This is a genomic window from Georgenia alba (assembly GCF_042665525.1).
Classification (GTDB): domain Bacteria; phylum Actinomycetota; class Actinomycetes; order Actinomycetales; family Actinomycetaceae; genus Allobogoriella; species Allobogoriella alba.
Genome location: NZ_JBHTCQ010000001.1, coordinates 1,162,128 through 1,186,798 on the forward strand (window position 1 = coordinate 1,162,128; position 24,671 = coordinate 1,186,798).

General features: G+C 72.7%; 24 protein-coding genes. 15 read left to right on the forward strand and 9 right to left on the reverse strand.

Translation table 11 applies throughout. The features are described 5' to 3' along the window. Nucleotides 1-28 precede the first annotated feature (28 nt). Nucleotides 29-580 (reverse strand): DUF2231 domain-containing protein, encoded by a 552-nt coding sequence (locus ACFQQL_RS05485; RefSeq protein ID WP_382392055.1) that lies wholly within the window; start codon nucleotides 578-580, stop codon nucleotides 29-31. Nucleotides 581-723: 143 nt separating this feature from the next. Between ACFQQL_RS05485 and ACFQQL_RS05490 the strand changes: the two genes are divergently transcribed. The 3 genes from ACFQQL_RS05490 to ACFQQL_RS05500 all read left to right on the forward strand — a co-directional run bounded on the left by ACFQQL_RS05490 (nucleotide 724) and on the right by ACFQQL_RS05500 (nucleotide 3,634). After that, nucleotides 724-1,215, forward strand: coding sequence for a pyridoxamine 5'-phosphate oxidase family protein (locus ACFQQL_RS05490; protein WP_382392057.1), 492 nt, complete (start codon nucleotides 724-726; stop codon nucleotides 1,213-1,215). A gap of 64 nt (nucleotides 1,216-1,279) precedes the next feature. Next, nucleotides 1,280-2,497: a pyridoxal phosphate-dependent aminotransferase gene (locus ACFQQL_RS05495; protein ID WP_382392059.1), complete on the forward strand. Its 1,218-nt coding sequence runs from the start codon at nucleotides 1,280-1,282 to the stop codon at nucleotides 2,495-2,497. Between the two features lie 213 nt (nucleotides 2,498-2,710). Beyond that, nucleotides 2,711-3,634 (forward strand): RNA polymerase sigma-70 factor, encoded by a 924-nt coding sequence (locus ACFQQL_RS05500; RefSeq protein WP_382392061.1) that lies wholly within the window; start codon nucleotides 2,711-2,713, stop codon nucleotides 3,632-3,634. Between the two features lie 17 nt (nucleotides 3,635-3,651). Here ACFQQL_RS05500 and ACFQQL_RS05505 read toward each other — a convergent pair whose 3' ends face one another. From ACFQQL_RS05505 to ACFQQL_RS05515, 3 genes are read right to left on the reverse strand one after another with little or no spacing between them, the layout of a single operon-like run. Continuing rightward, nucleotides 3,652-4,068 carry an HIT family protein gene (locus ACFQQL_RS05505; protein WP_382392063.1) on the reverse strand — a complete coding sequence of 139 codons (417 nt, stop codon included), beginning with the start codon at nucleotides 4,066-4,068 and terminating at the stop codon, nucleotides 3,652-3,654. Continuing rightward, the gene (locus ACFQQL_RS05510; RefSeq protein ID WP_382392065.1) at nucleotides 4,065-4,454 is read right to left on the reverse strand and encodes a DUF2237 family protein; all 390 of its coding nucleotides are present in this window, start codon (nucleotides 4,452-4,454) and stop codon (nucleotides 4,065-4,067) included. Before ACFQQL_RS05510 ends, ACFQQL_RS05505 begins: the two co-directional genes overlap by 4 nt. A 47-nt stretch (nucleotides 4,455-4,501) precedes the next feature. Continuing rightward, nucleotides 4,502-6,757 carry a helicase-associated domain-containing protein gene (locus tag ACFQQL_RS05515; RefSeq protein ID WP_382392067.1) on the reverse strand — a complete coding sequence of 752 codons (2,256 nt, stop codon included), beginning with the start codon at nucleotides 6,755-6,757 and terminating at the stop codon, nucleotides 4,502-4,504. A gap of 161 nt (nucleotides 6,758-6,918) precedes the next feature. On the opposite strand from ACFQQL_RS05515, the gene ACFQQL_RS05520 reads away from it, so the two are divergent. After that, nucleotides 6,919-7,293 carry a cold-shock protein gene (locus ACFQQL_RS05520; RefSeq protein ID WP_382392069.1) on the forward strand — a complete coding sequence of 125 codons (375 nt, stop codon included), beginning with the start codon at nucleotides 6,919-6,921 and terminating at the stop codon, nucleotides 7,291-7,293. A 15-nt stretch (nucleotides 7,294-7,308) separates the two neighbouring features. Here ACFQQL_RS05520 and ACFQQL_RS05525 read toward each other — a convergent pair whose 3' ends face one another. The 3 genes from ACFQQL_RS05525 to ACFQQL_RS05535 all read right to left on the reverse strand — a co-directional run bounded on the left by ACFQQL_RS05525 (nucleotide 7,309) and on the right by ACFQQL_RS05535 (nucleotide 9,488). Further along, entirely contained in the window at nucleotides 7,309-8,046 is a 738-nt protein-coding gene (locus ACFQQL_RS05525; RefSeq protein WP_382392071.1) for a DinB family protein, read from the reverse strand. 78 nt (nucleotides 8,047-8,124) lie between these two features. After that, on the reverse strand, nucleotides 8,125-8,463 hold the full coding sequence (locus tag ACFQQL_RS05530) for a TraR/DksA family transcriptional regulator (protein ID WP_382392073.1): 339 nt from the start codon (nucleotides 8,461-8,463) through the stop codon (nucleotides 8,125-8,127). A 17-nt stretch (nucleotides 8,464-8,480) separates the two neighbouring features. Then, nucleotides 8,481-9,488, reverse strand: coding sequence for an ATP-grasp domain-containing protein (locus tag ACFQQL_RS05535; RefSeq protein WP_382392075.1), 1,008 nt, complete (start codon nucleotides 9,486-9,488; stop codon nucleotides 8,481-8,483). 195 nt (nucleotides 9,489-9,683) lie between these two features. Between ACFQQL_RS05535 and ACFQQL_RS05540 the strand changes: the two genes are divergently transcribed. After that, nucleotides 9,684-10,052: a VOC family protein gene (locus tag ACFQQL_RS05540; protein ID WP_382392077.1), complete on the forward strand. Its 369-nt coding sequence runs from the start codon at nucleotides 9,684-9,686 to the stop codon at nucleotides 10,050-10,052. Nucleotides 10,053-10,305: 253 nt separating this feature from the next. On the opposite strand, the gene ACFQQL_RS05545 is transcribed toward ACFQQL_RS05540, so the two are convergent. Continuing rightward, nucleotides 10,306-11,883, reverse strand: a complete 1,578-nt coding sequence (locus ACFQQL_RS05545) for an AbgT family transporter (protein WP_382392079.1) — start codon at nucleotides 11,881-11,883, stop codon at nucleotides 10,306-10,308. 189 nt (nucleotides 11,884-12,072) lie between these two features. On the opposite strand from ACFQQL_RS05545, the gene ACFQQL_RS05550 reads away from it, so the two are divergent. Further along, nucleotides 12,073-13,416: a M20 family metallopeptidase gene (locus ACFQQL_RS05550; protein WP_382392081.1), complete on the forward strand. Its 1,344-nt coding sequence runs from the start codon at nucleotides 12,073-12,075 to the stop codon at nucleotides 13,414-13,416. A 12-nt stretch (nucleotides 13,417-13,428) separates the two neighbouring features. Here the strand turns inward: ACFQQL_RS05550 and ACFQQL_RS05555 are convergent, their stop codons facing one another. Beyond that, nucleotides 13,429-14,187 carry a GntR family transcriptional regulator gene (locus ACFQQL_RS05555; RefSeq protein ID WP_382392083.1) on the reverse strand — a complete coding sequence of 253 codons (759 nt, stop codon included), beginning with the start codon at nucleotides 14,185-14,187 and terminating at the stop codon, nucleotides 13,429-13,431. 164 nt (nucleotides 14,188-14,351) lie between these two features. Between ACFQQL_RS05555 and iolC the strand changes: the two genes are divergently transcribed. The 9 genes from iolC (at nucleotide 14,352) to ACFQQL_RS05600 (ending at nucleotide 24,661) form a co-directional block, all read left to right on the forward strand. Beyond that, entirely contained in the window at nucleotides 14,352-15,311 is a 960-nt protein-coding gene (gene iolC / locus ACFQQL_RS05560; protein WP_382392085.1) for a 5-dehydro-2-deoxygluconokinase, read from the forward strand. Beyond that, complete coding sequence (locus tag ACFQQL_RS05565) at nucleotides 15,308-16,213, forward strand: Cgl0159 family (beta/alpha)8-fold protein (protein WP_382392087.1); 906 nt, start codon at nucleotides 15,308-15,310, stop codon at nucleotides 16,211-16,213. The genes iolC and ACFQQL_RS05565 overlap by 4 nt, the downstream gene beginning before the upstream one ends. 31 nt (nucleotides 16,214-16,244) lie before the next feature. Next, complete coding sequence (locus ACFQQL_RS05570; protein WP_382392089.1) at nucleotides 16,245-17,798, forward strand: CoA-acylating methylmalonate-semialdehyde dehydrogenase; 1,554 nt, start codon at nucleotides 16,245-16,247, stop codon at nucleotides 17,796-17,798. A gap of 70 nt (nucleotides 17,799-17,868) precedes the next feature. Next, nucleotides 17,869-18,780 (forward strand): 5-deoxy-glucuronate isomerase, encoded by a 912-nt coding sequence (gene iolB / locus ACFQQL_RS05575; RefSeq protein ID WP_382392091.1) that lies wholly within the window; start codon nucleotides 17,869-17,871, stop codon nucleotides 18,778-18,780. Next, on the forward strand, nucleotides 18,777-20,690 hold the full coding sequence (gene iolD, locus ACFQQL_RS05580) for a 3D-(3,5/4)-trihydroxycyclohexane-1,2-dione acylhydrolase (decyclizing) (protein WP_465253991.1): 1,914 nt from the start codon (nucleotides 18,777-18,779) through the stop codon (nucleotides 20,688-20,690). The genes iolB and iolD overlap by 4 nt, the downstream gene beginning before the upstream one ends. Nucleotides 20,691-20,711: 21 nt before the next feature. Further along, a complete protein-coding gene (locus tag ACFQQL_RS05585) occupies nucleotides 20,712-21,659 on the forward strand; it encodes a sugar phosphate isomerase/epimerase family protein (RefSeq protein ID WP_382392093.1) in 948 nt (315 codons plus the stop codon). Between the two features lie 151 nt (nucleotides 21,660-21,810). Then, a complete protein-coding gene (locus ACFQQL_RS05590) occupies nucleotides 21,811-22,869 on the forward strand; it encodes an ABC transporter permease (RefSeq protein WP_382392095.1) in 1,059 nt (352 codons plus the stop codon). Next, entirely contained in the window at nucleotides 22,866-23,678 is an 813-nt protein-coding gene (locus ACFQQL_RS05595; RefSeq protein ID WP_382392097.1) for an ATP-binding cassette domain-containing protein, read from the forward strand. The genes ACFQQL_RS05590 and ACFQQL_RS05595 overlap by 4 nt, the downstream gene beginning before the upstream one ends. After that, nucleotides 23,675-24,661: a sugar ABC transporter substrate-binding protein gene (locus tag ACFQQL_RS05600; RefSeq protein ID WP_382392099.1), complete on the forward strand. Its 987-nt coding sequence runs from the start codon at nucleotides 23,675-23,677 to the stop codon at nucleotides 24,659-24,661. Before ACFQQL_RS05595 ends, ACFQQL_RS05600 begins: the two co-directional genes overlap by 4 nt. Nucleotides 24,662-24,671 lie beyond the last annotated feature (10 nt).

The window sequence follows — 24,671 nt, forward strand, 5'->3', positions numbered from 1 at the left end:
GCCGGCCCGCGCGGCGAGCGGGCGTTCGTCACATGCTGGCGACCCGGGCACCCTCGCCGCGGGTGACCCCCACACCGAGGTTGTAGCTCAGGTGTCCGCCGAGGTACCCACCGACGGCGACGCCGGTGAGGCCCAGCATGCTGAGGAACGTGCCGGTGCGGTGGTGCTCCCGGCGCCGGGCGAGCCAGCTGCCGAGGAAGCACACGGACGCGACGGCGTTCGCCCCTGCGTGCGCGACGGCGACCCGCTGGGGCTGGCGGTCCCGCCGGCCGAGCCCGGCGAAGTCGGACAGGCCGGACGCCACCGTCGGCAGGGTGCTCACCAGAGCGGCGCCGACCAGGCGCCGGGCGGCCGTGCGGTCCTGCTCGTCACCGGTCAGGTCCAGGACGGTCGCGCCGAGGTTCAGACCGATCGGTGCGACGACGAGAAGGGGATGCAGGGCGTGCCCGAGCTGTTTGCCGTGGAGGGCGTCTCGGAGCGCCCCCTGCGGAACCAGCGTCTCGGCGGCGTGCGTGACCCTGTCCGCGAGCTCGTCCAGCACCGTCGAGCGTTCGAGCGTGCGGACCGCGTGCGTCAACATCGACTACCTCCGTCTCGCTGTGCGTCGGTGGGCCGAGCGTAGGTCCGATCCGGCCGGCCCGCCCGTCGAGCGCGAGCGCGCCCGCGAGACCGCGTTCGCGGACCTTGCGTCGGACGTGGGTGGGCGCCCGTACCGTGCCTCGGGTGAAGGAGACCGAGAAGGAGATGGCGGCGCTGCAGCGGCTCATGGATGCCTCGCATGCCGGCGGCACGCCGCACCTGAAGGAGATCGTCAGCGGTGAGCATCGGCTGACTGCCCAGCAGGTCGTCGACCTCATGACGGGCATGAAGGTCCTCAGCCTTGCCACCGTCACCGCCCGCGGCGAGCCGCGCGTCAGCGCCGTCGACGGGCACTTCCTGCACGGCAGGTGGACCTTCGGTACCGACGGCCGGTCGGCGAAGGCGCGGCACCTGGCGGCGCGGCCCGCGGTCAGCGCGGCACATGTCGACGGTGAACGGGTCGGGGTCTTCGTGCACGGCCACGCTCGCATGCTCACTGCAGGCGATGCCGATCTCGAGGAGACGGTCGCGCACTGGGCCGCGCACTACGGCTCCGACCCGCGGACCTGGGGTGAGGACGTCCGCCTCTACGTCCTGGAGCCCACCTGGATGGTCGGGTACGGGAACCCGGAGTGACGGCGCGCCCACCCTGCCGAGCACGTACGCTTCCGCGGAAGCGCCCGCTCGTCGCAGGAGGACCATGGACGTCTCACAGCGGTCCGCCGTTCCCGCCTTCGAGGTGATGCGGATCCTCGACCGGGTCGCCGAGCTGCGCGCCCAGGGCCGCGACGTGGTCTCCCTGTGCGCGGGCGAGCCCTCCGGCGGCGCTCCCGCGGCCGTGCACGCCCGCGCCGAGCGGATCCACGCGGAGCGTGCCGACCTCGGCTACACCCCCGCGCTCGGGGTCCGGCAGCTGCGGGAGGCCGTCGCCGCGCACTACGGCCGCTGGTACGGCCTGGACGTCGACCCGTCCCGGGTTGCCATCACCACCGGATCCTCCGGAGCCTTCCTGCTCGCCTTCCTCGCCGCCTTCGACGTCGGCGACCGGGTGGCCCTCGCCCGTCCCGGCTACCCCGCCTACCGCAACATCCTGCGTGCGCTGGGCTGCGAGGTGGTCGAGATCGACTGCGGCCCGGCCGAGCGCTTCCAGCCCACCCCCGAGGCGCTCGAGGCGGCGGCACGGTCCGGGCCCCTGGCCGGGCTGGTCCTCGCCTCACCGGCGAACCCGACCGGCACCATGGTCCGCCGCCCCGACCTGGAGCGGCTCTCCACCTGGTGCCACGAGCACGGCGTACGCCTCGTCAGCGACGAGATCTACCACGGCATCACCTACCCGGAGGACCCGGCCGACCCGGACGCGCGCGGGGTGTGCGCATGGGAGGTCGGGGACGCGGCGGGCGACGGACCGGGGCGCTCCGCCGTCGTGGTGTCCTCGTTCTCGAAGTACTGGGGCATGACCGGGTGGCGGCTGGGCTGGGCGCTCGTCCCGGACGACCTCGTCGACGCGGTCGACGCGCTCGCCGGGAATGTCGCCCTGTGCCCGCCGACGCCCGCTCAGCTCGCCGCCGTCGCGGCCTTCACCGAGGAGTCCTACACCGAGGCCGACGCGCGCGTGGCCGAGTTCGCCGCCACCCGATCCCTCCTGCTGGACCGGCTTGACCGGCTCGGTTGGGGCAACGTGGCACCGGCAGACGGCGCTTTCTACCTGTACGCGGACCTCGGTGACCGGCTCGGCGCCGCATCGGACTCCAGCGCGTGGTGCGCCGACCTGCTGGAGGAGGAAGGGGTCGCCGTCGTCCCGGGCGCGGACTTCGACGGCGTCAACGGCGGGCGGTACGTGCGGCTCTCGCTGGCCGCCGGCCGGGCGGCGGTGGCCGAGGCGGTGGAGCGGATCGTGGCCTTCCAGGCGCGTCGGTGACTGCCGCCTCGGGCAGCTGCCGGTAGGTCCGGCACACCACCGGTCGTGCGCGGGCCCGCTCCGAGGGGCCGAGTCACACCGAGCGCCGCTGCACCGTCTCGGGGGCATGAGTACCAGCACACCCGGCGGTGCCGCACGCCCGCCGCGCCCCGTCCCGCCGCGGCCCCGCCGGTTGGCGCGCCGGCCCGCCGGATCGGTGGCAGGCTGAGGAGGGTGACTCGCACCGAGGAGTTCACCGAGCTGCGGCCGATGCTGTTTGCGATCGCCTACCGGATCCTGGGCTCCGTGAGCGAGGCCGAGGACGCGGTGCAGGAGACCTGGCTGCGCTACGTCGGCACGGACACGGTGCCGCAGAACCCGAAGGCGTTCCTCTCCGCCGTGGTCACCCGCATCTCGATCGACGTCCTGCGCTCGGCACGCGTGCGACGCGAGCAGTACACGGGGGAGTGGTTCCCGGAGCCGATCCTCGAGGATCCCTACGACGACCCCGAGCGCGCGGCGGAGCTCGCCGACTCGGTCTCCATGGCCGCGCTGCTCCTGCTCGAGCGCCTCAGCCCGCTGGAGCGGGCGGTGTTCGTGCTGCACGAGGTGTTCGGCTTCCGCTTCGCCGAGGTGGCGGCCGCCGTCGACCGGTCCGAGGCCGCGTGCCGTCAGCTCGCCGTGCGCGCCCGCCGCCACATGGAGGCGGGCCGGCCGCGGTTCGAGGCCGACCGGCGGGAGCGTGAGGAGCTCGCCGCCCGCTTCGTCGACGCCTTCCGGGAAGGCGACGTGGACGCCTTGCGCGAGCTGCTGGCCGCCGACGTGTCGGTCTCCGGCGACGGCGGCGGCAAGGCGCCCGCCTTCCGGCGGCCGGTGGTGGGCGTGGAGAAGGTCTGCCGCGTCTTCGCCGCGTTCGCGGAGGCGCTCGGGACCACCGGAGCGGTGGTGGAACCGCACGAGGTCAACCACCAGCCCGGCGTGGTCGTGCGCGACCGGGAGGGCCTAGTGGCGGCGATCATGGTCCTCGACGTCCTCGACGGACGCATCCAGGCGGTCCGCGCGGTCGCCAACCCCGACAAGCTCGCCCACCTGGGGCCGGTGGCGGACGTCTGGGCGCTGCACCGGGAGGGGATCCAGGCGCGCCGTCGGCGCACCTGAACGGTGTCCGCGGCCGCTCAGCCGAGCGCCTCCCGCAGGCGCTGCGCGTACCCGGCCGCCTCGGCGTCGTCGGCGTACTTGGTGCGCGGCCAGAAGAACCCGCGCAGCCCGTCGCCCTTCGTCCGGGGCACCACGTGGGTGTGGAGGTGCGCCACGGACTGGCTGACGGTGTTGTTCACGGCCACGAACGAGCCCTGCGCGCCGAGCCCTTCGACCATCGCCGTGGCGAGCCGCTGCACCGCGCCGAGGTAGGGCGCGAGCTGCTCCGCCGGGAGGTCCGGCAGCGTGACGACGTGAGCGCGGGGCACCAGCAGCACATGCCCCTTGAAGACCGGGCGCACGTCGAGGAACCCGACCACGTCCTCCGTCTCCAGGACGCGGTGGGCCGGGCCGCCGTCGACGACGCCGCAGAAGACGCAGGGCTTGCCGCTCACGTGAGCGATCCCGGGTCGTCCGGCACGTCGACGGCGTAGTGTCGCAGCAGCTCCAGCGGAATCACCTCGAGGGCCCGCTCGTGGGTGCAGGCCAGCACCACGGGGGCCGCAACACCGTCCGCGTGGGCCTGCAGCCACCGGGCGGCGACCACGCACCAGCGGTCGCCTGGGTCGAGCCCCGGGAACTGCCACTCCGGACGCGGCGTCATCAGGTCGTTCCCGACCCGGCGCTGCTGGTCGAGGAACGCCTGGGTCATGACGGCGCAGACGCTGTGGTTGCCGAGGTCGGTCTCGTCGGCGAGGCAGCGGCCGGTGCGGTAGTAGCCGGTGACGGGATCGGTCCCGCACTCCTCCAGCTCACCGCCCAGCACGTTCCGGTCCGCCATGGCGGCATCATCGCAGGCCGTGTCGCCGCGTCACACCGGCTCCGCCCTCAGCCGCCCTCGGCGGGCGCGGTCGAGGCGGTCCGGACCGCCGAGATGCGATGGATGGCCACGGTCAGCTCGGTCTCGCGGTCCAGGTCGGCGACCCGCACCCGTCCGCCCTCGACGCTGAGCGGCCGCACCCGGCGGCGTTCCGGTGTGCCGAGAGACCCGACGACGACGATCTCGACCTCCTCGCCGGCCCGGCTGGAGGCCCGCAGCAGCTCCAGCGCGTGCACGGGATCCGTCGCGACCGGTCCGTCGACCGATCGGTCCGCCACGTCCCGCCGCACCTGCGCCTCCCCGGTTCGCATGCGGGCGACGGCACGGGTGAGGTCCTCCCGGTCGGGCCTTCGCGCGTACACCCCGACGGCGGCACCCGGGTAGGCGGGCACTGCGCGCGAACCGGCACGGGGGCGTGCGACGACGCCGTTCGCGCCCTCCGCCACCGGCGCGTGGCCGGCGTCGCGCAGCACACGCAGCACGTCGCCCGGGGCGGCGTCGGAGACCAGGACGGTGGGCGCCAGTGCGCGCAACCCGAGCGAGGAGAGCGACGGGTCGCCGACCAGCTCCGCACCGACCGCCTCGCCCGGCACCCGCAGGAACGATGCCGCGGCGCCGATCCGTACCTGCCCGTGGCGGCGGGCGGCGTCCCGCAGCAGGTACTCCAGGGCCTGGGGGAGGGGCGTGCGAGAGTAGCCGGCCAGTCGCTCCAGGACCTGCGCAGCATCCATGCCCGCGTCGAGGGCGCGCCGCACAGAGCTGGCGGTGAACCGCACTGTCAGGCCCGAGCCGCGCGACTCGACGTCCGCCGTGTGCTCGAGCAGCTCCGCCAGCTCCGGCTCCGGGCGGCCGGGCACCACCGCGGTGAGGTCGCCTTGCACGAGCAGCTCTCCGACCGCCTCGGGCAGCGCCTGTTCCAGCGCCTCGGCCACGGCAGACTCCTGTCTCGTCTCGAGCAGGGCGCGGCCGGCGGCGGTGAGTGCGCCGGCCCCGGTCAGGCCGAGAGCCTCGAGCTCCGAGAGGATCGCGCCGCCGGTGGCTGCAGCGGTACCGCCGCGCGGCCTCTCCCAGGTCAGCAGCGCGTGCACCTGCTCGCCGTCCGGCGCCGATCCCTCAGGCAGGGCGGCGAGAGCGCCGAGCGTGCGACGGCGCAGCTCTACCGCCCAGCCCCGCTCCAGCGTGGGCTCCAGGACGGACCGGAGGGAGCCCTCCTCGCGCGTGCCCACCAACCACGGCACGCGTGCCGAGTCGAGCCAGGCCAGGCACAGCTGTGCCCACTGCAGCGGCAGCGGGTCGGCGAGCCAGTCCTCGGCCGTCCGTGCCGGGATCCAGGACTCCTGCTCCTCGCCGTCCCGGGAGAGCAGTCCGGTCATCGCCGTGAGCTCGACGACGAACGCCGCCCGTTCCTCCGAGACGTCCAGCGCGGTGGCCACGCGCCGGAGCTCGCGCACCCCGACGCCGCCGGAGCGCAGCACCCGGCCGCCCTCGGTGCGCCAGGTCTCCAGGAGCAGCGTCACCAGGCGCACGACCTCCTCGGCATTGCGTGCTCCCTCGGCGTCGACGACGGTCGCCGCAACCGTGCGGTACGCGGGGTGCGGCGGGTGCGGGGTCTCGCGGTGCGTGCGGGAGTCGCGCGCCGCCAGCCCGACCTCGCGGGGCAGCACGAGCTGGGTGGGGGAGACGCGGTGCAGCAACCCGTGCTCCAGGAGCCAGCCGGCCCCCTCGGGCAGCGTCCCGGCCGTCACCGTGCCGACCGGCGGCCCCCAGGTCAGGGCCTCGAGCGTCCCGATGGCCGAGCCGGGGGCTTCGGCGAGCACCTCCCGCAGCTCCTCGGCGCTCGTCGGTGCCGCGTCGGCCGGCGCGTCGAGCTCGGCCAGCGTGGGCCCCAGACCGGCCGGGTGTGGCCCGAGCGCCTCGGCGAGGGCTGCGACCGGTGCGCCGTCGACGACGAGGGCGAGCTCCGCCAGGCGCGCCAGGGCGGGTGCGGCGTCGGCCCCGACGGCCGTGGTGAGGTCCGCAGCCGTGCTGCGGCCCAGCGGAGCGAGCGCGACGACGGCCTCGGCGATCGCCAGCTCCAGCCCGTCCAGGGCCGCCAGCGCACGGTCGACGCTCGGCCGAGACCCTGCGCGGGCCGCGAGGGACGTGAGCGAGGACGGCGCAGGGGTGGCCAGGTCAGGGCGGGTGGCGAGCAGGGCGACGAGGCCGTCGTCGTCGCGGTGTGCGAGCGCGGCCGCGAGCTCAGGGGTCCCGGCTGTCGATCCCATCCGCACCACAGTACGGCGGGTGCGGCGGATACGGCCCGGTCGTGTCCGCTCCCGGCACAACGACGCACCCGCGCGGGCACGCGTCGGTATCCTTGGAGGTCAGGACGTGGCGCCGGCACCGGCCGGCGCCTCATCGCGTAGAGAGAGCAAGAGGTCATCCCGTGCCTACCGGCAAGGTCAAGTGGTACGACGCCGACAAGGGCTTCGGCTTCATCGCCGACGACGAAGGCGGTGAGGTCTTTCTGCACGCCTCCGCGGTGCCCGAAGGCGCCACCCTGAAGTCCGGCAGCCGCGTCGAGTTCGGCATCGCCGACGGGCGCAAGGGTCCCTCCGCGCTCTCCGTCCGCGTGCTCGAGGCTCCGCCGTCGGTGTCGAAGGGACACCGGCGCAAGCCGGAGGACATGGTCCCGATCATCGAGGACCTCATCAAGGCGCTGGACCGCGCCTCGAACTCGCTGCACCGGGGCAAGTACCCGGAGAACGGTCAGCGGCTCGCGCAGGTGCTGCGCCACGTGGCCGACCAGTTCGAGGCCTGAGGCCGGCAGGCGCCCTCAGGCCCGGCCGGCCTCGATGGCGTCGAGGTCCCGCACCGCGAAGCGGTGGTGCAGCCACTCCTCGTTGATGATCACGCCCAGGCACTGCCGGACGGTCGGTACCTGGCTCGCCCACGGGGGCCGGCCGCGCCGCTCCTCGAGCTCGTCCGCGGTGACCGCGGCGAGGTAGTCGCGCACCATCGCCACCCTGCCCGCCCGCATCTCGAGCACCTCGGCGTACGACGGCGTCGCCTCGGCGTCCAGGCCGAGCTCCGCCAGGTCGCCCTCCCACTCGGTGAACACGACCCCGAGCGGATGGAACGGTTTGTCGCGCCGCAGGACGGCCATCCCGAGCCAGGCGTCGGTGGCGAGGACGAGGTGGCGGAGCGTCTGGGAGAACGACCACTCGTCGTCGACCGAGATCTCGGTCGTCTCGGGCGGCATGCGGTCGACCCGCTCCAGGGTGCGCTCCCACATCTCCTCGAGCATGGCCCAGCCGGACCGCAGCTCGTCCGGCGTGGTGGCGCGCAGCGCTGCCCGCTCGGGGTGCCTGCGGTCCAGCTCGGCCTCGATCAACGGCTGGACCTCGACGCCGTTGACCACGAGGTTGCCGAGCTCGCCGTCGATGTCTGCATCGGCGAGGTAGACGCCGCGCAGGCGGGAGCCGCGGAGGTCGGAGTCATGGATCCGGGTGCCGCGCAGGTTCACGCGTTCGAACCGGGAGTTCCGCAGGTCCACGTCGGTGTGCTCGAGCATGACTGGACGGTAGACCGGCCCACTGACACCGGGCAGAGGCCGACACGTCGTGGTGGCGACGTCGGATGGGCCGCCGCTTCACCCGGCGTGCCGGACGCACCGGGTGGCCGCCGGCCGGACCTCCAGGCGCGCCGCCGGGATCGGCTCGTGGCACACCTCGCACCGGCCGTAGGTCCCGGCGGCGAGCCGGTCGAGTGCCGCCAGAAGACCCTCGCGCTCGGACTCCGCGTGCGCCACCAGGGTCGCCGTCTGCTGGCGCTCCCAGGCAAGGGTCGCCCCCTCCGGGTCGTGCTCGTCGTCGACGTTCGCGTCGCGGGCGGCGTCCACGAGGCCGTCGAGCTCCCGGCGTTGCCGCGCCAGCCGGGCCTCGACCTCGGCGAGCCGGGCTCGCAAGCGGGCGCCGGCGTCGTCGCTCACCGTTGCGCCGAGTGGGCTCAGCGACCGGCCGCCACGGCGGCGGTCTGCGGGTAGGCCTCGTGCAGCAACCCCCCGAGGTAGCGGGCGATCTGCCGCGGTCCGGACCGCGGTGCCACGGCCTCGACGTCGGAGTTGTAGTTCGTGTTCGTGTTGACGTCGTAGGTCAGGGTGCGCCCGTCGAACGTGCGGATGTTCTCGATGCCGGTCACCTCCAGGCCCAGGCGGCGGGTGAAGTCGATGTACTTGCCGACGATCGGGTCGTCCGCATACCCCTCGCGGAGCGAGAAGAGCCCGACCGCCTCGTCCGGCGCCATCGAGATGGTGGCCCCGGGCGGCATGATCGGCCGGCCCGTCGCCGGGTCGATGGCGCACGCGTCGGCCGGGCAGAGCTGGAAGCCGCCGCGCTCGGTGTCCCCGCGGACGGCGTAGACGAGCTCGTGGCCGACGATCTCGACCCGGGTGATGCCGCCGTCGGCGGCGACGACGTACTCCTGGATGAGGGTGATCCCGTCGACCGGCTCCTCGTACTCCTCGCCGCGGACGTACTCCTCGAGGTCCGCGTAACTGTCGAACCGGCGCACGCCCAGGCCCTTGCCGCCCTGGTTGTGCTTGGTGACGAACGGCGTCGGAAAGTCCTCGGCGGCCTGCAGGACCTGCTCACGGCCCACGGCGGCGACGGTGCGTGGCGTGTCGATGCCGGCGGCGCGCAGCGCGGTGAGCTGGTCGACCTTGCTCATCTCCAGCTCGAGGACGCGGCGGCCGTTGACCACCCGGCGTCCGTGCGCCTCGAGCCACGACAGGACGGCACGCGCGTAGTCCTTGGACAACCCGTGCTCGCGGGTATGGGACGAGGCGGAGATCCGCGACCAGAAGATGCCCTCGGGCGGGCTCGCGTCGAGGTCGAGCGTTCCCTCGGTGAGCAGCCACTCCTCCATCGGGAGTCCCTCCGCCGCGAACGCGTCGGCGAACGGCGGGAACCACTCGGGGTTCTCGTGCAGGGCGTAGATCTTCGGTGCAGCGGTCACGGTGGATCCTTCGGTTGAGGCGACAACCATTCCAGCAGACCGGGCGCCGGAGGTATTCCTGCCGTCGCGCCGGTCCCACGTGCCGGACGGGCGCGGGGGGATCCGACACGGCACCGACTCCACACCACATCCCGGCGGCACATCCGGGTGTCATTGCGGCCATCATCTGGCCGCGGTGGTCCGTACCTTGACGCCATGGACATGAGACTCGAGCTGGTCTGCGTACCGGTGAGCGACGTCGACCGGGCCAAGGAGTTCTACGAGCGCGTCGGGTTCGTGCTCGACCACGACCACACGGTCAGCGACGAGGTCCGGTTCGTGCAGCTGACCCCGCCCGGGTCCGCCTGCTCGATCGCGATCGGCGACGGGCTGACCGACATGCCGCCGGGGTCGGTGCGCGGGCTGCAGATGGTGATCGACGACGCCGACGCCGCGCGGGCGGACCTCCTCGCGCGCGGGGTCGAGGTGAGTGAGGTGGACGAGCAGCCGTGGGGCAGGTTCGTCCACTTCTCCGACCCGGACGGCAACGCCTGGGCGCTGCAGCAGATGCCCGCCTGGACCTGACGGCCGCCCGCCCGGCAGGACCCGGCAAGATGGCCCCATGCCCGAGGTCGCCCCGCCCCGCCGGCGTGTGGCAGCGCACGGTGCCGGCGGAGCAGGACGCCCTCGCCGCGGACGGTTCGGTCGATGGTCGCTGCTGGCCTGGAAAGAAGGTCTTGGTTACCGAGACGAAGTTTCCGCGTGAACCGTTTGGACTCAGCCCTCGAGCCCCCTGGTCGGGCTTCCTCGCACCCCACTCGTTCCTCGCTCGTGCTCGTCAGCCCTGGAGGAAGATGCCGTTGCCCGGGCCGATCGGCAGGTCGAGGAAGAAGAACACGGTGAGGATCGCGGCCCAGACCAGCCAGAAGCACACGGTGAACGGCAGCAGCCGCGCCATCACGCTGCCGAGACCCGCCTCCGGCTCGTAGCGGCGCAGGAACGTCAGCAGCACCACCATGTACGGGTTCAGCGGCGTGATGATCTGCGTGGCAGAGTCGCCCACCCGGAACGCCGCCTGCGTGAACGCGGGCTCGTAGCCGATGAGCGCGAACATCGGCACGAACACGGCGGCCATCAGGGTCCACAGCGACGAGCCCGAGATGATGAAGAGGTTGAGCAGTGACGCGACCACCAGGAAGCCGAGGATCGCGCCGTAGCCGGTGAGCCCGATCTGCTCGAGCGCGGTGGCGCCCGTGACGGCGATCCACGAGCCGACGCCGGACCACTCGAAGACGGCGATGAACTGGCCGAGGATGAAGGCGACCACGAGGAACGGGAGCATGTCCTTCAGGGCCTGGCCGAACATCGCCGGCACGTCCTCGAACCGCCTGATCGACCGGCTGACCATGCCGTAGACCACGCCGGGGACGATGAACAGCGTGAAGACGATGAACACGATCGAGTCGAGCAGCGGGGACTCGGGGAGGAACCCGCCGTCCTCGTTCCGCCACGGCGATCCGGGGACCGTGAAGGCCACCGCCAGGGCGACGACGGTGATGAGCGCGGCGACGCCCGTGCCCACCAGCGCGCGACGCTCCTGCGGCGTGAGCTCGGCGGTGAGCGCCGTGTCCGCCGGCTCGCCGTCCGCGTCCTCCTCGAGAGTCATCTCGACCGGGACGCCCTGGCGGGTCACCCGCGGCTCGAGGACCTTGTCGATGAGGAACCCGGCGAGGCACGCGAGGATGATCGCGGCGACGATGTTGAAGTACCAGTTCGAGACCGGGTTCACCGGGGCGCCCGGGTTGGGCAGGATCCCGACCACGGAGCTCGTGATCCCGGCGAAGAGGGCGTCGATGCTGGTGACGAGCACGTTCGTGGAGTAGCCCGCGCCGGCGGCCGCGAAGCCGCCCAGCAGACCGGCCACCGGGTGGCGGCCGGCGGCTCGGAAGACCATGGCCGCGAGCGGCGGGATGACGATGAACGCGGTGTCGGACATGACGTTGCCGCAGACGCCGACGAACCCGACGGCGTACGGCAGCGCCCACCGGGGGGCCGAGCCGAACGCCGCCCTGATGCCCGCACCGAGCAGCCCGGACTTCTCCGCGACGCCGACGGCGAGCAGGATCGGCAGCACGGTGACCAGCGGCGGGAAGCCGACGTAGTTGACGCCGAGGTTCGCCGTGAGCCAGGTCAGTCCCGCCGCGGTGAACAGCCCCTGGATCTCGATGACCTCGTCGCTGCCGGGGATCTGCACGCTCACGCCGGCCCAGGCCATGGCGGTGGATGCCACGGCGATGACGCCGAAGAGGATGAGGAAGAGCGCGAACGGTTCCGGGAGCTTGTTGCCGACCCGTTCGATCCCGGCGAGGAACCGGTCGGTGCGCGTCGTGGTCGCAGGCGTCGGTGAGGTGCTCACGCGATCTCTCCCTGTGCGGGCCCGCCGCGGCGGGCATCTGGGTCGGGTCGTCGGTCGGCTGCCCCCGGCCGTCCGCCCGTGCCCGGTGAGCCTAGAGGCGGCCGACGGACGTGCACACCCCGTCCGCATCCCGGAAGTGGCGCGGCGAAGCCAGGGCCGCGGAGTGGCGGACCGGTGCCACTCCTTACGATGACCTGCATGACGACCCCTGCGCCGAGCACGGCCTACCTCGACCACCTGGTCGACGAGACCCAGGAACGCATGCGCACGCTGGCCGGTCGCCCGGCGAGCGAGCCCGACGGCGGGGCCCCGGAGGCCCTCGGCGCGGCGGTCGAGGCGGCCGCCGACGGTCTCCGCGAGGAGCTCGGCGGCATCGTCGAGACGCTCCACGCCCAGCCGGAGACGGCCTTCCAGGAGCACGAGAGCGCCCGGCTGCTGGTGGAGACCGTGCGGCGCCACGGCATCGAGGCGGAGCTCGGCGCCCACGGCGTCCCGACGGCGTTCCGCGCCGAGCTCGGCACGGCGGGCAGCGGGCCCACCATCGCGATCTGCGCCGAGTACGACGCCCTGCCCGGCATCGGTCACGCCTGCGGCCACAACGTCATCGCCGCCGCCGGCGTCGGCGCGTTCCTCGCCCTGCGCGCGACCATGACCGGTGACCACGCACCCGCTGGCCGCGTCGTGCTGCTCGGCACACCGGCCGAGGAGGGGCACAGCGGCAAGGAGGTCCTCGCGCGCAACGGCGCCCTGGACGGGATCGACGCCGCCGTCATGGTCCACCCCTACCCGCACGACGTCGCCGACCAGGTGTGGCTCGGCCGCCGGCTGCTGACCTGGACGTTCACAGGTCGCTCAGCGCACGCCTCCGCCCAGCCGTTCATGGGCCGCAACGCGCTCGACGCCGCCAACCTCGCGTACCAGGGCATCGGTCTGCTGCGCCAGCAGATGCCTCCGGTCGACCGCATCCACGCCACCGTCGTCGAGGGCGGCACGAGCCCGAACATCGTCCCCGACCGTGCCGTCATGCGGCTGTACGCCCGCTCCAAGTACCCGGACACGCTCAAGGACCTCTCCCGGCGGCTGGACGACGTCGCACGCGGCGCCGCCCTCATGACCGGCACCGAGGTCGAGATCAGCTGGGACGACGGCGCGCTGCCCTCCCTGCCCGTCCGCACCAGCACCACGCTCACCGAGCGATGGGTCGCCGCCCAGCGGCGCCGCGGCCGCGAGCCCCTGCCCGCCGGGGTGCTGTCGGAGACCATCGCCGCCTCGACCGACTTCGGTAACGTCTCCTACCGCCTCCCCGGCATCCACCCGCTCATCCAGATCTCCGACCCGGGCGTCGCCCTGCACACCCCGGCGTTCGCCGAGGCCGCCGCGAGCCCGGCGGCGCGCGACGCCGCCGTCGACGGCGCCGTCGGACTGGCCCGGACCGCGCTGGACTACCTGTGCGACGCCGACCTGCGCCGCGCGGTGGCGGAGGAGTTCGCCGCCCAGGGCGGCCCGATCGACGTCGAGACCTACTTCGGCTGACGGGCCGGCGGCCTACTTGGCGATGAGCGTCGTCTCGAAGGTGTAGGTGTCCGGGCGGTAGCAGTGCTGCCCGAACTCGACGGCCCGGCCGGTGGCGTCGTAGGCCACTCGCTCCATCGTCAGCACCGGGCTGCCCTTGTCGACCTCGAGCAGGTCGGCCTCGTCGCGCTCCTCCCGCCGGGCGCCGATCCGCTGCTTGGCCACTCGGATCGTCACTCCGCGGGCGCGCAGGATCTGGTAGAGGCCGCGGCTCTCCAGCTGGTCCGTGGTGATGTCGGCGTACGCCGAGGGCAGGTAGTTCTCCATGATCGCGACGGGCACGCCGTCGCTGCTGCGCCGGCGGCGCACGAAGAGGACGTCCGTGCCCGGGTCCACGCCCAGGCTCTCGGCGACCTTCTCGGGGGCCGGCACCACCTCGTGGGCGAGCACCGTCGTACCGGGCTCGTGCTGCGAGCTCTGCAGGTCCTCGTACAGGCTCGTCAGCTCGACCTGGCGCGTGACCTGCCCGTGGACGACCTGCGTCCCGACACCCCGCCGGCGGACCAGCAGGCCCTTGCCCACCAGCTCCTGGATGGCCCGCCGCACGGTCGGACGGGAGAGCCCGAGCCGTTGGCCGATCCCGATCTCCGTCTCCAGGCGGGAGCCGGCGGGGATCCGTCCGTCCCGGATCGCCGCCTCCAGGCGGTTCGAGATCTGGAAGTAGAGCGGTACCGGTCCTGTGCGGTCGAGGTCGGCGAACAGGTCGTCGGGCCACACGACGTCGTCGTTCACTCGTGCCCTCCGTGCCCGAACGGGTTCAACCTGATGTCGCGACAATCCTACCTAGGCCCGGTTTTGCCGGTCAGGATGGAGGGATCTCGACCCGGGGGATGACGCTCGTCACGCTCGAGCGATATTGTCACGACATTCGATCAAGTCGACGGAACGGCTGGAACATGACCGACGCGCCACCCCTCCTGGACCTGCTGGCGATCGGGCGTCTCGGCGTCGACCTGTACCCCCTGCAGGACGGGGTCGGGCTCGAGGACGTGCAGACGTTCGGGAAGTACCTCGGCGGCAGCGCCGCCAACGTCACCGTCGCCGCCGCACGGCACGGACTGCGTGCCGGGCTCGTCTCCCGGGTCGGCGACGATCCCTTCGGCCGCTACCTCCACCGCGAGCTCGACACCCTGGGCGTCGACCGCCGCCACGTGCCGGTCGACCCCCACCTGAAGACGCCGGTCACCTTCTGCGAGATCTTCCCGCCGGACCACTTCCCCATCTACTTCTACCGGGAGCCGAAGGCCCCGGACCTCAACGTCGAGCCGGACGACCTGGACCTGACCGCGGTCCGTTCCTCCCGGATCTTCTGGGTCACCGTCACCGGGCTCAGCCAGGAGCCCAGCCGGGAGTCCCACCACGTCGCCCTCGCCGCACGGGGCCGCACCAGCCACACCGTGGTCGACCTCGACTACCGCCCGACGTTCTGGCCGGAGCCCGGCGAGGCGACCGCGCAGATCGCCCGGGTGCTCGAGCACGCGACCGTGGCCGTCGGCAACCGCGAGGAGTGCGAGGTCGCCGTCGGCGAGACCGAGCCGGTCCGCGCGGCCGACGCCCTGCTGGATCGTGGCGTCGAGCTCGCCGTCGTCAAGCAGGGACCGAAGGGCGTCCTGGCCCGGACCGCCGATGAGACCGTCGAGGTGCCCCCGTACCCGGTCGACGTCGTCAACGGCCTCGGCGCAGGGGACGCCTTCGGCGGCGCCCTGTGCCACGGGCTCCTGTCCGGGTGGGGCCTCGAGCGGATGCTCCGCTTCGCCAACGTGGCCGGCGCCATCGTGGCGGGACGGCGAGAGTGCTCGACCGCGATGCCGGTCACCGCCGAGGTCGAGGCGATCCTGCAGGAGGTGCGCGGATGACCGCACACCTGAGTGACGCCACCTTCGCCCGGCTGCGCGACATCCGCGCCCGCCGGCCCGAGGCCGTCGGCGAAGCCCTCGCGGCCCGGGCCCGCCGGGAGATCCTCCACGACGACGGACGGCTGCTCGTCGTCGCGGCCGACCACCCGGCACGCGGCGCCCTGGCGGTGGGGCCGGACCCCACCGCCATGGCGGACCGCTACGACCTGCTGAACCGGCTCGCGACCGCTCTCTCCCGGCCCGGCGTGGACGGCGTGCTCGGGACCCCTGACATCATCGACGACCTCGCCGTCCTCGGACTGCTCGAGGACAAGGTCGTGGTCGGGTCGATGAACCGTGGCGGGCTGCGCGGCGCGGCCTTCGAGATCGACGACCGCTACACCGGCTACGACGTCGCCTCGATGGTCGCTGCCGGCGTCGACGTCGCCAAGGTGCTGATCCGCGTCAGCCGCGAGGACCCCGCGACCGCGCCGACGCTCGAGGCCACCGCACGCGCCGTGACGGCGGCCGCCGCCGCGCGCCTGCCGATCATGCTGGAGCCCTTCATGAGCCGGTGGGAGAACGGCCGGGTGGTCAACGACCTGACCACCGACGCGGTGATCGAGTCCGTCGCGATCGCCGCCGGCCTGGGTGCCAGCAGCGCCTACACGTGGATGAAGCTGCCGGTCGTGGAGAACATGGAACGTGTGCTCGCGGCCACCACGCTGCCGACCCTGCTGCTGGGCGGCGACTCCGGCGCCGACCCGGGCGAGAGGTTCGCCGCCTGGGAGCGTGCCCTCGACCTTCCCGGCGTCCGGGGGCTGACCGTCGGACGCACCCTGCTGTACCCGCCGGACGGCGACGTCGCCGCCGCCGTCGACCACGCGGCCAGGCTGGTCCACCCCGCCCTGGCCGCCGCCTGAACCTGCCCGACCCGTCAACGAGGAGCCCCAGATGAGCACCACCGACGCCGCACCCGCCACCCAGGCCGCCCCGGTCGACCTGCCGATCGTGCCGCACTGGATCGACGGCGCCGAGCGTGCCCCGGCCGGCGGACGAACGGCTGAGGTCTACAACCCGGCGACCGGAGCCGTCTCCGCGCACGTCGCGCTCGCGGACGAGGCGGACGTCGCCGCCGCGATCGCCTCCGCGTCCCGCGGGTTCGAGACCTGGCGGGAGTACTCGATCGCCAAGCGCCAGTCCGTGCTCTTCGCCTTCCGGGAGCTGCTCAACGCGCGCAAGGCAGAGCTCGCCGAGATCATCACCGCCGAGCACGGCAAGGTCCTCTCCGACGCCATGGGCGAGATCCTGCGCGGCCTGGAGGTCGTCGAGCTGGCCTGCGGCTTCCCGAGCTTGCTCAAGGGTGGCTTCTCCGAGAACGCGTCGACCGGCATCGACGTGTACTCCCTCAGGCAGCCGCTCGGTGTCACGGGCATCATCAGTCCGTTCAACTTCCCGGCCATGGTGCCGATGTGGTTCTTCCCGATCGCCATCGCGGCCGGGAACGCCGTGGTCCTCAAGCCCAGCGAGAAGGACCCGTCCGCCTCGATCTGGATGGCGCGGCTCTGGCAGGAGGCCGGGCTGCCCGACGGCGCCTTCACGGTGCTGCAGGGCGACAAGACTGCCGTCGACGGCCTGCTGACCAGCCCCGACGTGCAGTCGATCTCGTTCGTCGGGTCCACGCCGATCGCGCAGTACATCTACGAGACCGCCTCCCGCCACGGCAAGCGGGTCCAGGCGCTGGGCGGTGCGAAGAACCACATGCTGGTGCTGCCCGACGCCGACCTCGACCTCGCCGCCGACCAGGCCGTCAACGCCGGCTACGGCGCCGCCGGCGAGCGATGCATGGCCATCTCGGTGGTGCTCGCCGTCGAGCCGGTCGCCGACGAGCTCGTCGGCAAGATCAAGGAGCGGATCGCCCGGCTCAGGATCGGCAACGGCGCCGGCGGTCCCGACGGCGAGCCGGACATGGGTCCGCTCATCACCAGCCAGCACCGCGAGAGGGTCGCCGGCTACGTCGACATCGCCGAGGCCGACGGCGCGCGGATCGTCGTCGACGGCCGCGGCTGCTCGGTCGAGGGGCACGAGGACGGCTTCTTCTTCGGGCCCACCCTGATCGACGACGTCCCCACGACCTCGCGCGCCTACCAGGAGGAGATCTTCGGGCCGGTCCTCGAGGTCGTGAGGGTGCCCTCCTTCCGGGACGGCGTCGACCTGATCAACTCCGGCGCCTTCGGCAACGGCACGGCGATCTTCACCAACGACGGCGGCGCCGCCCGGCGGTTCCAGCACGAGGTCCAGGTGGGGATGATCGGCATCAACGTGCCGATCCCGGTGCCCGTGGCCTACCACTCCTTCGGCGGCTGGAAGTCCTCGCTGTTCGGCGACGCGAAGGCCTATGGCGAGCACGGCTTCGACTTCTTCACCCGCGAGAAGGCGATCACGAGCCGGTGGCTCGACCCGGCCCAGCACGGTGGCATCAACCTCGGGTTCCCGCAGAACCACTGAGCCCTCGCGCCCGCCGTCCGCTCCGGACCGCGGCAGCGCGCGGCCCGGCCCCACGTCCGAAGGAGAAGAGATGAGCCAGGAGCGCTGGTTCCACCGGCGCGGGACGCTCGCCCGCGAAGGGTGGGAGTCCGTCGTGGACACCGCCACCCCCGGGTGGGAGCACACCGGCCTGAAGGTCGCCGAGCTGGCCGACGGGGCCGAGCTTTCCCTCGGGGAGACCGGCGTGGAGCGGGTCGTCGTGCCGCTCGCCGGCTCGTTCGCCGTCACCGCCACCGTCGACGGAACCACCACGACGACGCGGCTGGCCGGCAGGCCGTCGGTCTTCGCCGGGCCGACCGACGTGCTCTACCTGCCCACCGGTGCCACCGGCGTCGTCACCGGGCAGGGCCGGGTCGCGGTGGCGACGTCGCCGACCGGCGACGTGCGCCCGGTCCGGCACGTCGCTGCCGAGGAGACGCCGGTCGAGCTGCGGGGCGCCGGCGCCTGCAGCCGTCAGGTGCACAACTTCGGCACCCCGCAGGCGCTCGACGCCGCACGGCTCATCGTGTGCGAGGTCATCACACCGGCCGGGAACTGGTCCTCCTACCCCGAGCACAAGCACGACGAGCACGTGCCCGGCCACGAGACCCGGCTCGAGGAGATCTACTACTTCGAGGCCGCGCCGGAGGCCGGCTCCGGTGCCGCCGGCGGTGACCCGGACGGCGCCTTCGGCCTGTTCAGCACCTACTCCTCGCCCGCGGGCGAGATCGACATCAACGCGATCGTGCGCACCGGAGACGTCGCGCTGGTCCCGTACGGCTACCACGGCCCGGCGGTCGCCGCCCCGGGCTATGACCTCTACTACCTCAACGTCATGGCCGGGCCCGACCCGGAACGGGCCTGGCTGATCAGCGACGACCCGGCCCACACCTGGGTCCGGACCACCTGGGAGACCCAGCAGGTCGATGCCCGGCTTCCCTACGGCAAGGAGCGGCAGCAGTGACGACCACACGACGCATGACGGTCAGCCAGGCACTCATCGAGTTCCTGGCCCACCAGTGGACCGTCGACGGCGAGATCCGCGAACGCACCATCCCTGGCGTGCTCGGCATCTTCGGCCACGGCAACGTCGCCGGGGTCGGGCAGGCGCTGCAGCAGCTCAACGTCGAACGGCCGGACCTGATGCCGTACCACCAGGCCCGCAACGAGCAGGCGATGGTGCACCAGGCCGTCGGCTACGCCCGCATGCGGCGCCGTCGGGCGACGTTCGCCGCCGCGGCGTCGGTCGGCCCCGGCGCGACGAACATGCTCACCGGCGCGGCGCTCGCGACGACCAACCGGCTGCCCGCCCTGCTGCTGCCCAGCGACACCTTCGCCACCCGGGTCGCCGACCCGGTGCTCCAGCAGCTCGAGCAGCCGTGGGACATCGGCCTGACGGTCAACGACGCGTTCCGGCCGCTGTCGAGGTTCTTCGACCGGGTGCAGCGCCCGGAGCAGCTGTACTCGATCGCGCTCGCCGCGATGCGCGTCCTCACCGACCCCGCCGAGACCGGCGCGGTCACCATCGCCCTGCCGGAGGACGTCCAGACCCAGCTCCTCGACGTGCCGGCCGAGTTCCTCGCCGACCGCGAGTGGCACCTGCGCCGGCCGGTGCCCGAGCATGGCCCGCTGAAGCGGGCGGTCGCCGCGATCCGCGGCGCGCGCCGGCCCGTCGTCGTCGCGGGCGGCGGCGTGCTGTACTCCGGCGCCGAGGACGCCCTGCGAGAGTTCGTCGAGGCCACCGGGGTCCCCGTGGGCACGACGCAGGCCGGTGGCGGGGTGCTCGCGTGGGACCACCCGCAGAACCTCGGGGGCGTCGGCGCCACGGGCTCGCTCGCCGCGAACCGGATCGCCGCGGAGGCGGACGTCGTCATCGGTATCGGCACCCGCTACAGCGACTTCACGACGGCGTCGCGGACCGCGTTCCAGAACCCCGACGTCACCTTCGTCAACGTCAACGTGGCCCCCTTCGACGCCTACAAGCACGGCACCCAGCTGCCCGTCGTCGCCGACGCCCGGGAGGCGATCCGCGCCCTGACCGCCGAGCTGGCCGGCCATCGCGTCGACGCCGCCTACGGTGCCCAGGTCGCCCGGGAGCGGGCGGCCTGGGACGGGATGGTGGACAAGGCGTTCGCGCCGTCCGGCCGGGAGCTGCCGGGACAGCCCGAGATCATCGGCGCGGTCCAGCGGGCGAGCGACCCGCGCGACGTCCTCGTCCAGGCGGCCGGCTCGCTGCCGGGGGACCTGCAGAAGCTGTGGCGGGTGCGCGACCCGCTCGGCTACCACGTCGAGTACGCCTACTCCTGCATGGGCTACGAGATCGCGGGTGGGCTCGGTGTCCGGCGCGCCGTCGTCGCCGCGGGCGAGGACCGCGACGTCATCGTCATGGTCGGCGACGGGTCCTACCTCATGCTGCACAGCGAGCTGGTCACCGCGGTCGCGGAGGGCATCAAGATCATCGTCGTGCTCATCCAGAACCACGGGTTCGCCTCCATCGGGCACCTCTCGGAGAGCGTCGGGACGCAGCGGTTCGGCACCAAGTACCGCCGCTACGACCACACGACGCGCAACTTCCAGGGTGAGGAGATCCTCCCGGTCGACCTCGCCGCGAACGCGCGCAGCTACGGCATCGACGTCATCGAGGTCGAGCCCACGACGGACGCCATCCGTGACCTGGGCGAGGCGATCGCCACCGCGAAGGCCTCCACGACCTCGACCCTCATCCACATCAACTCCGACCCACTCCTCTACGCGCCCGACGGGGCCGGCTGGTGGGACGTCCCGGTCGCGGAGACCTCGAGCGCCGAGACGACCCGCACCGCCCGCGAGGAGTACCTCGGGCAGCAGGCGCGCCAGCGCCCGCTGCTCGGCTGAGACCCCTGAGAAGGAGATGGCATGACTGACGCGACCGCCCCCGCCGCCCGCGTCGCGGGAGAGAACCCCGGCCTGCGGATCGGCACGGCCCCCGACTCGTGGGGAGTGTGGTTCCCCGACGACCCGAACCAGGTTCCGTGGCAGCGGTTCCTCGACGAGGTCGTCCAGGCGGGCTACACCTGGATCGAGCTCGGACCGTACGGCTACCTGCCCACCGACCCCCACCAGCTCGAGGACGAGCTCGGCAGCCGCGGACTGAAGCTTGCCGGCGGCACCGTGTTCACCGGCTTCCACAAGAGCGACGACGAGTGGCAGCGGGCGTGGGACCAGGCGGTGAAGGTCGCCGGGCTCGCCTCCCGGCTCGGCGCGGAGCACATCGTGGTCATCCCCGACCTGTGGCGCAGCGACGCCACCAGCGAGGTGCTGGAGTCGCGCACCCTCACCGACGAGCAGTGGGCCAAGCTTGCCGCCGGTCACGACCGGCTGGGCAAGGCGCTCCTGGAGGAGTACGGCGTTCGGCAGCAGTTCCACTCGCACGCCGACAGCCACGTCGGGACAACCCGTGAGGTGCTGCGCTTCCTCGACGAGACCGACCCGCAGTACACGAACCTGTGCCTCGACACCGGCCACTTCGCCTACTACGGCGGCGACAACCTGCGCCTCATCGAGCAGCGACCCGAGCGCATCGGCTACCTCCACCTCAAGCAGGTCGACACCTCGCTGCTGTTCGACGTCCTCAAGAACGACGTGCCGTTCGCCGACGCCGTGAGTCAGGGGATCATGGTCGAGCCGCCCCACGGTGTGCCGGACCTCGCGCCCGTCATCGAGGCCGTCGCGCGGATCGACCCGGACATCTTCGCCATCGTGGAGCAGGACATGTACGGCTGCGACGTCGACCGTCCGTTCCCGATCGCGCGGCGTACCCGTGAGCACATCTTCGGGTGCACCCACCTGGCCCGCATCACATGACCGGCGAGGCCTACCGAACTAGGTCAGGATGTCGCGACAAACGGTTGACGGCCCTGAACCGGCTACGCCAGACTGACGACGCAGTGCGTCTGTTCCCCGGGGCCGGCCCCCGACTCGTCGACGCCGACGGGATGGACCAAGGAGGCGGCGGATGACCGTGACCACCGACCGGATCGGCGCCCCGCCGCCGGACGCGCCGGGGCGCGGTGCGCAGGGCCGCAGCCGCGGGCTGTTCGCCGCCCTGACGGTGGTCCGGCTCGGACCGGTGCTCCTGCTCCTGCTCATCGTCGCGGTCATGGCGCTGATCAGCCCGGTCTTCCTCAGTCCGTTCAACCTCGGCAACGTCGGCCTGGAGGCGTCGGTCGTCGCGATCCTCGCGCTCGGCCAGCTGCTGGTCATCATCACCGCCGGCATCGACCTCTCGGTCGGCTCCGTCATCGCGATGTCGAGCATCATCGCCGCGCTGTGGATCCGGGACCTCGACCTGGTCAGCGGATGGCTGGTGATCCCGTCGATGGTCTTGGTGGGCGGCCTCGCCGGCGCGATCAACGGCACGCTGTACGTCAAGGGCAAGCTGCCGCACCCGTTCCTGCCCACGCTCGCCATGCTCATGGTGGCGCGCGGCGTCGCCCTGCTGGTCAGCGGCGGCCAGCCGATCACCGGGATGCCTGAGTCGGTCAACGCCATCGGCTCGGCACGCATCGGGCAGATGCCGCTCGCCGTGCTCCTCGTCGCCGGCCTGGCCGTCGTCGTCGGCGTGGTGCTGAGACGGATCACCTGGGGGCAGTGGATCTACGCGATCGGTGGCAACCGGGAGGGCGCGCGGCGTGTGGGGGTCCCGGTCAACCGGGTGACCATCTCCGTGTACGTCTTCAGCGGCATGTGCGCCGGCACCGCCGCCATCGTCGTCTCCGGCCAGACGAACTCCGCCTACCCGACCGCCGGGAACCTCATGGAGCTGTCCGCCATCGCGGCCGTCATCATCGGCGGCGCGAGCTTCTTCGGCGGCCGGGGCACGGTCATCGGCACGCTCGTCGGGGCACTGATCCTCGGCGTCATCCAGAACGGGCTGAACCTCATGAACGTCCCGAGCAGCTGGCAGTACGTGGCGCTCGGCACCGCCGTCGTCATCGCCGTCGAGCTCGACGTGCTCCGCTCCCGGCTGGAGACACGGCTCCGCACGGTCCGGACCGAGGAGTCGGAGTCGTGACGGCGCCGATCGAGCCGGCCGGCGCCGCCGGCGGGGCGCCCGTGCTGGAGATCCGGGGCGCGGTCAAGCGCTTCGGCGCGGTCACGGCGCTGGCCGGCGTGGACCTCACCGTGGGACACCGGCAGGTGGTCGGGCTGCTGGGGGACAACGGTGCCGGCAAGTCGACCCTCATCAAGGCCATCACCGGGGTGCACCAGCTGGACGAGGGGAAGATCCTGCTGGACGGGCGAGAGGTCACGGTCGACGCGCCGACCACGGCGCGGGCCCACGGCATCGAGGCCGTCTACCAGGACCTCGCGCTCTTCGACAACCTCGACGTCGTCACCAACCTCTACCTCGGGCACGAGCTCACCCGCCCGCGCGGGCTGCGCGGACTGGGCTGGCTCGACCGGCGCGCGATGCAGCGGGACGCGCAGGAGCGCCTCGAGAAGCTGCAGGTCCACCTCCCGGACCTGCGCGGGCACGTCGGCCTCATGTCCGGCGGGCAGCGCCAGGCCATCGCGGTGGCGCGCGCGTGCGCCTTCGCGAGCCGCATCCTCATCCTCGACGAGCCCACCGCGGCGCTCGGCGTCCGGGAGACCCGCAACGTGCTCGACACCGTCCGCCGCCTCCCGGAGGACCACGACATCTCGGTGATCCTCATCTCCCACAACATGGATCACGTGGTCCAGGTGTGCGACGACGCCGTCGTCATGCGCCAGGGCCGCGTGGTGGGGACCGCCGTGCCGTCACCGGAGACGGTCGAGGACATCGTCGGGATGATCGTCGGTGCCAAGGAAGGCGCTGGACAGAAGGGAAGGTCAGCATGAGACCGTCACGCGCACGTGCCGCTCTCGGGGCCGCGCTCGGCGCCTCGCTCGCGCTCGCCGCCTGCAGCAGCGGCCAGGGGGAGGACGGCGGAGGGGGCGACGGCCAGCACGACGTCGCCGTCATCCTCAAGACCGTCTCCTCGCCGTTCTGGCTCCAGGTGGCCGGCGGCGTCGAACGGGCCGGGCAGGAGACCGGCGCGAACGTCACCATCCAGGGCGCGACCGCCGAGACCGAGGTGCAGGAGCAGATCGACCTCGTCCGCTCGGCGATCACCCAGCAGGTCGACGCCCTCGTCGTCGCGCCGACCCAGGCGGACCAGCTCCAGCCCATCCTCGACCAGGCCGTCGGTCAGGACATCCCCGTCCTGCTCGTCGACACCGACATCGAAGGATGGGACGGCAAGGTGTCGTTCGTCGGGACGGACAACCACGGGGTCGGCGTCACGGCGGGAGAGTTCATCCTCGAGCAGGCCGACCCCGGTCAGGTCGCCGTCATCCGGGGCGTGCCCGGCAACCCGTCGACGGACGACCGGGTCGACGGCGTGCTGGAGACGCTCGAGGGGAGCGACTTCGAGGTGGTCGCCGACCTCGCGGCCAACTCCGACCGTGCCGAGGGCCGGGCCGTGATGGCCGACATCCTCACCGCCAACCCCGACGTCTCGGTGGTCTTCGCCGCCAACGACGACATGGCGCTGGGGGCACTCGAGGCGATCAAGTCCGCCGGCCTCGCCATGGAGGACATCATGGTGATCGGCGTGGACGGCACCAGCGACGCCGTCAGCTCGATGACGGCCGGTGAGCTCGACGCCAGCATCGCGCAGAACTCCTTCGACATGGGCCGCACGGTCGTGGAGATGACCGTCCAGCACCTCGACGGCGAGCAGATCGAGGCACAGGTCGACACCGGGGTGACGGTGGTGACCCCGGAGAACGCGGAGGAGTACGGCTCGCAGCTCGAGGACCAGGAGGCCGACCTCTCGTGACCCGGGTCGC